At 71.9% G+C, this 5,547-nt stretch carries 4 protein-coding genes and 2 pseudogenes; 3 read left to right on the forward strand and 3 right to left on the reverse strand.

Annotation, left to right across the window (positions count from 1 at the left end):
* The 3 genes and pseudogenes from IH13_RS0108425 to IH13_RS0108435 all read right to left on the reverse strand — a co-directional run.
* Positions 1–149, reverse strand: a pseudogene (locus tag IH13_RS0108425) (YbaK/EbsC family protein); the annotation flags it as partial.
* A gap of 204 nt (positions 150–353) precedes the next feature.
* Positions 354–1,994, reverse strand: coding sequence for a penicillin-binding transpeptidase domain-containing protein (locus IH13_RS0108430; protein ID WP_031082494.1), 1,641 nt, complete (start codon positions 1,992–1,994; stop codon positions 354–356).
* Positions 1,995–2,153: 159 nt separating this feature from the next.
* Positions 2,154–3,866 carry a dolichyl-phosphate-mannose--protein mannosyltransferase gene (locus tag IH13_RS0108435; protein ID WP_031082495.1) on the reverse strand — a complete coding sequence of 571 codons (1,713 nt, stop codon included), beginning with the start codon at positions 3,864–3,866 and terminating at the stop codon, positions 2,154–2,156.
* 66 nt (positions 3,867–3,932) lie between these two features.
* Between IH13_RS0108435 and rsmI the strand changes: the two genes are divergently transcribed.
* The 3 genes and pseudogenes from rsmI to IH13_RS0108450 form a co-directional block, all read left to right on the forward strand.
* Positions 3,933–4,760 carry a 16S rRNA (cytidine(1402)-2'-O)-methyltransferase gene (rsmI, locus tag IH13_RS0108440; protein ID WP_051835797.1) on the forward strand — a complete coding sequence of 276 codons (828 nt, stop codon included), beginning with the start codon at positions 3,933–3,935 and terminating at the stop codon, positions 4,758–4,760.
* A 187-nt stretch (positions 4,761–4,947) separates the two neighbouring features.
* Positions 4,948–5,316 carry a hypothetical protein gene (locus IH13_RS0108445; RefSeq protein ID WP_031082497.1) on the forward strand — a complete coding sequence of 123 codons (369 nt, stop codon included), beginning with the start codon at positions 4,948–4,950 and terminating at the stop codon, positions 5,314–5,316.
* A 52-nt stretch (positions 5,317–5,368) separates the two neighbouring features.
* A pseudogene (locus IH13_RS0108450) lies at positions 5,369–5,547 on the forward strand (AraC family transcriptional regulator); the annotation flags it as partial.

Genomic DNA, 5,547 nt, shown 5'->3' on the forward strand with positions numbered 1-5,547 from the left:
CCGATCGCGGCGGCGGCCTCGACGGCGGTGCGGGTGGCGTCCGGGAAGCGGCGCACCTCGACGTCGAGGCCCAGCTCCCGCAGTGCCTCGGCGAACCGGGGGTGGGCGTCGGAAGGGGGTGCGGCGGGAGTCGTGTCCGATGTGCTCATGGCCGCACGCTACTGAACGTCCCGCCGCCGGCACCAGGGAGTTCGGAGGCGGTCGGCGTGAAACCAGGCGTGTCCGGCGAACCGCGCCCCGGGGGCGCCCCGGCCGACAGACCGGGACCGGCCCGCGGCCTCGCTCACGGACTGGATCACGCCCCGCTCACGTCCCGCTCACGGACCGGCTCACACCTCGACGTACGCCCCCGCTCACGGACCGGCGCGCAGCACCGTCGCGACCACCGGGCCGGCCGCGTCGCCGCCGTGGCCGCCGGACTGGACGACCGCCGCCGCCGCGAGGTCGTTGCTGAAGCCGACGAACCAGCTGTTGGACGTGCCTTGGCCGTCCACCTCGGCGGAGCCGGTCTTGGCGCCCTTGTCGCCGCCGACCGAGGCCATCGCCTTCGTGCCGCTGCCGGTCGGGCTGGTCGCGGTGAAGCGCATCATGTCCCGCAACTGCTGTCCCACGTCGCCCGGGAGCGGGCGGGCGGTGGCGAACGGCCGGTCGTCCAGGTCGCGGGCGACGACGTAGGGCTGCTTGAAGGAGCCGCTCTTCGCGGTCGCGGCGACCGACGCCATGTTCAGCGGGCTCATCAGGATCTTGCCCTGGCCGATGTAGGAGGCCGCGGTCTCGGCCCCCGAGGACTCAGGGACGCTGCCGTCGAAGGACTCCACCCCGGTCTTCCAGTTGTCCTGGCCCAGGCCGAAGTAGTCGCGGGCCTCCTGGCCGAGCGCCGTGCCCGCCCGGTCGCCGAGCGGCTTGACCGGCTTGATGAAGGCGGTGTTGCAGGACTGGCCGAAGGCGTCGCGCAGGGTGCCGTTGGCGATGGAGAAGTCCTTGAGGTTGTGGAAGGTCACGCCCTCCCACGACACGGTGGACGGGCACTCCACCGGGGAGTTGATGTTCCCCAGCCCGTTCTGGATGATCATCGCCGCCGTCACGATCTTCATCGTGGAGCCGGGGGCCAGTGTGCCCCGCATCGCCGCGTCGTAGCCGTCCGCCCGGTTGTTGGCTATCGCCTGTATCGCGCCGGTCGAGGGCTGGATCGCCACCACGGACGACTCGCCGTACTGCTTGACCGCGGCCTCGGCCGCCGCCTGGACCTCCGCGTCGAGCGTCGTGTGCAGCTTGCCGGGCTTGCCCTTGGCGAGTGTCAGCAGCGTCGTGTTCGGAAGCTGCTCGTCCGCCGGCTCGATCCAGGTCTCCATGCCCGGGGAACCGCCGGTGGTGTCCCCGTACTTCTCGCGCAGGGTGTCCAGGATCGGCCCCAGCGACGGGTACGTCTCCTTGTCCAGCACCTTGCCGTTGTGGTCGACGGTCTCGATCGCCGCCGTGGACGACTCGCCGGTCTTCAGCACCGCGCCCTCGGTCAGCTGCGGGTGGACCACCGTGGGCTGCCAGTCGACGAGCGCCTTGCCGGTGGTCCGACCGCGCACCACGGTCAGCTCCGAGGAGTACGACCAGGGCTTGGTCTTCCCCTCGAAGGACACCGTCGCCTTCACGGTGTACGGCACCTTCGCGCCGGTGGCCGCGCCCGGGGTGATCACCGCGTCGGTGACGTGGGCGTCCTCGGCGTACCCCGTCAGCAGCGGTTCGGCCGCCGTGGCGTTGTTGGTGAGCTGTGCGGCGGTCGCGGCGTCGCCGGACGCCCACGCCGTCAGGAAGTCCTTCGAGGTCCGCTCGATCTCGGTCTCGCTCGGCGGGCCGGTCTTCACCTCGGTGGACTCGGCGACGGTGCCCGTGCCGCCCCCGGTGTCGTCCGAGAGCACGCTGTACGCGCCGTAGCCGACCCCCCCGGCCACCAGCACGAACACCCCGCCGACCACGGCGACCTTCGCTCCACTGCGCATCGGTGCAGTCCCCCTCCCCGAGAAGCCCCCTCGCACGTGTGTGTCAGAAAGCAGGGCGATTCCCGGGACTCTACGGGACGGCAGTGACATCCGAAGGGGTCGTTACCGGACCGCGACGCGCACCGAGAGAGCGCTTTCCGGCCGTTCCGCGCGCCGACGCTACACCCAGCTGTCCAGCCACATGCGGTCCCGCCAGGAGTTCTCCGGGATCGACGTGCCCGTGTACAGCGGCCAGAAATAGACGAAGTTCCACACGATCAGCAACACCAGCACGCCCGCCGCGATCGCCCCCAGCGTCCGTCTCCGCTCACCGGCCGGATCGCCCGCGGGCGAGGGCCTCGTCGCCGGGCCCAGCAGCGCCCCGACCAGCATCGTCACCGCCAGACAGAGGAACGGCACGAACACGACCGCGTAGAAGAGGAAGATCGTCCGCTCCTGGTAGAAGAACCAGGGCACCCAGCCCGCCGCCACCCCGCAGGCGATCGCTCCGGCCCGCCAGTCGCGCCGGAAGAACCAGCGCCACAGCACGTACAGCAGCGCCACGCACGCGGCCCACCACAGCAGCGGGGTGCCGATCGCCAGGACCTCGCGGGCGCACTTGCCGGTCTCCGAGGCGGCGCAGCCCGGCTCCTCCTCGTAGAAGTAGGAGACCGGGCGGCCCAGCACGATCCAGCTCCACGGATTGGACTGGTAGGTGTGGCCGGAGGTCAGGCCGACGTGGAAGTCGTACACCTGGTTCTCGTAGTGCCACAGGCTGCGCAGCCAGTCCGGCAGCCAGGACCAGGCGCCGCCCTTGCCCTCGGTGGCCGCCCAGTCGCGGTAGTAGCCCTTGCCGGTGACGATCCAGCCGGTCCACGAGACCAGGTACGTGCCGATCGCGACCAGCACCGTGGAGACGAACGCGGGCAGCAGGTCCCGCAGCACCACCGCGCGGTACGGCCGCATCGCACCGGCCGTACGCCGCGCGCCGACGTCCCAGAGCACCGCCATGATCCCGAACGCGGCCAGGATGTACAGCCCGTTCCACTTCGTGGCGAAGGCCAGGCCGAGCATCAGACCGGCGGCGATGCGCCAGGGCCGCCATCCCAGCAGCACCCCGTCCTCGTCGACCGGCAGCGCGGCGGCCAGTCTGCGGCGCGACCGGTCGCGGTCGACGAGCAGGCAGCCGAAGGCCGCGAGCACGAAGAACATCAGGACGAGGTCGAGCAGCGCGGTCCGGCTCATCACGAAGTGCAGGCCGTCCACCGCCAGCAGCGTGCCCGCCAGGCAGCCGAGGAACGTGGAGCGGAACAGCCGCCGGCCGATCCGGCACAGCATCAGCACCGAAAGGGTGCCCAGCAGCGCCACCATGAAGCGCCAGCCGAACGGGGTGAACCCGAAGAGCTGCTCACCGAAGCCGATGATCCACTTGCCGACCGGGGGATGGACGACGTAGCCCGGGTCGGACGGGATCTCCACCGCCGAGGGGTCGCTGAGGATCAGCTTGTCGACGTCCTTGGGCCACGCGCCCTCGTACCCCTGGTTGACCAGCGCCCAGGCGTCCTTGGCGTAGTACGTCTCGTCGAATATCACCGCCCTCGGGCTGCCCAGGTTCCAGAACCGCAGCACCCCGGCGACCAGTGCCACCAGGAGCGGCCCGCCCCACGCCGACCAGCGCACCAGACGGTCCGCCACGGCCGGCGGCACGGCGAGCACGTCCCAGAACTGGCGTCCGGGCCGGGTGTACGGCGGTACCAGGCGCTCGCGCAGCCCCGTCTCCGGCCGTGCGGAATGGCCGAAGCGGCGCAGCCGCTGCTGCCAGTAAGGCGGCTGGTCGCGGGCGGGGGCCCCGGCGTCGTTGCCCTGCCGGGCCTCGGGCGCAGTACTCGTCACCGCGCCATCGTAGGGAACGCGTCCGTGCGAGGGGCGCCGCCCGTGCTGGGAGGATGGCCGATGTGACTGGAACGACTGGAACGCTCGTACTCCTGTCTCTTATACACATCCGAGGACACCCGCCGGCTGCGCCGGCTCACCCAGGCGCTGGGCGTCCACACGACGGGGCGCGTCGTCTCCTACTTCGAGGGCAACGAGTCCGCCCGGACGCCCGAGCTGGTCGAGGCACTGGTCGGCGGGGCACGGGTCCTGCTGGTCACGGACGCCGGGATGCCGTCCGTCTCCGACCCGGGGTACCGGCTCGTCGCGGCGGCCGTCGAACGGGACATCAAGGTCACCGCCGTGCCCGGACCGTCGGCCGTCCTGACCGCGCTGGCGCTGTCGGCGCTGCCCGTGGACCGCTTCTGCTTCGAGGGGTTCCTGCCGCGCAAGGCGGGCGAGCGGCTCGGGAAGCTGCGCGAGGTCGCCGAGGAGCGGCGCACGATGGTCTTCTTCGAGGCACCGCACCGGCTGGACGACACGCTGGCCGCGATGGCCGAGGTGTTCGGCGCGGACCGCCGGGCCGCCGTGTGCCGGGAGCTGACCAAGACGTACGAGGAGGTCAGGCGCGGGCCGCTGGGCGAGCTGGCCGTCTGGGCCGCCGAAGGAGTGCGGGGCGAGATCACCGTCGTCGTCGAGGGCGCCGCGGACACCCCCGGCGAGAAACCGGACGCCGCCGAGCTGGTGCGCAGGGTGCAGGTGCGCGAGGAGGCCGGCGAGCGGCGCAAGGAGGCCATCGCGGCGGTCGCCACCGAGGCCCACCTGCCCAAACGTGAGGTCTTCGATGCGGTGGTCGCGGCAAAGAACGCGGCGAGGACCGGCCCGGGCGAGGGCAAGGAGCAGCCCGGAAAGTAAAGGCCGGACCGGGTACGGGAGCCGCTTCGGGGCCTTGGGTCACAGAAGGACCAAGACCGTTCCAACACTCGGCAGGCCTGGTGCACCGCCGCCCGCGCAGGCGTCTACTGGAAAGTGGGACGCACGCCCCGGGCTCCCGTGCCGGAGGGCCTGCCGGCGTGCTTGTCCACGGACAAGAGGAGCAGGCATGAGTGAGACCGCAGCCACCACCGTCCACGAGGCCTACGCGTTCGCCTGCATGAGGTGCGGACACGGCTGGGAACAGGCCTACGAGATACACCACCACGTCGACGGATCGGGGCACGCCCACGTGGTCTACACGGCGGGCGGGGAGCGGGTGCCCTCCCCGCTGTCCACGCCCACCTGCGCGAACTGCGGAGGACACGTCGTCCGGATCATGCGGTCCGGCCGGGTCTCCACCGTGCAGGGGGTGCTCCGGCCCGCCAGGGACGCGCGCCCGCAGGAGGCCGTGGAGGACGGGGCCGTGCCGGCACCGGCGCCGGCGGGGCACCACTGGCAGCTGTCGTCCCTGCTCCGCCCCTTCCACCGCGGGTGACCCGCCCACCGCGGGTGCCCTGTGGCCGGCGGTCCTTTCGTAGAGTCGGGGCATGAGCCGTACCGAAGCCCCGCCACTGCCCGAACCCCTGCGTGTCCCGGTCGCCGATTCGCACACCCACCTGGACATGCAGGACGCCACCGTCGAGGAGGGCCTGGCCCGCGCCACGGCGGTCAACGTGACCACCGTCGTCCAGGTCGGCTGCGACGTGGCGGGCTCGCGGGGGGGCGC

The organism is Streptomyces sp. NRRL WC-3549 (genome assembly GCF_000721935.1).
Classification (GTDB): Bacteria; Actinomycetota; Actinomycetes; order Streptomycetales; family Streptomycetaceae; genus Streptomyces.

What these genes read in the sequence shown, in the direction of transcription:
- IH13_RS0108430 (WP_031082494.1), bottom strand. Translation starts at nt 1,994, where the DNA reads ATGCGCAGTGGAGCGAAGGTCGCCGTGGTCGGCGGGGTGTTCGTGCTG.
- IH13_RS0108445 (WP_031082497.1), top strand. Translation starts at nt 4,948, where the DNA reads ATGAGTGAGACCGCAGCCACCACCGTCCACGAGGCCTACGCGTTCGCC.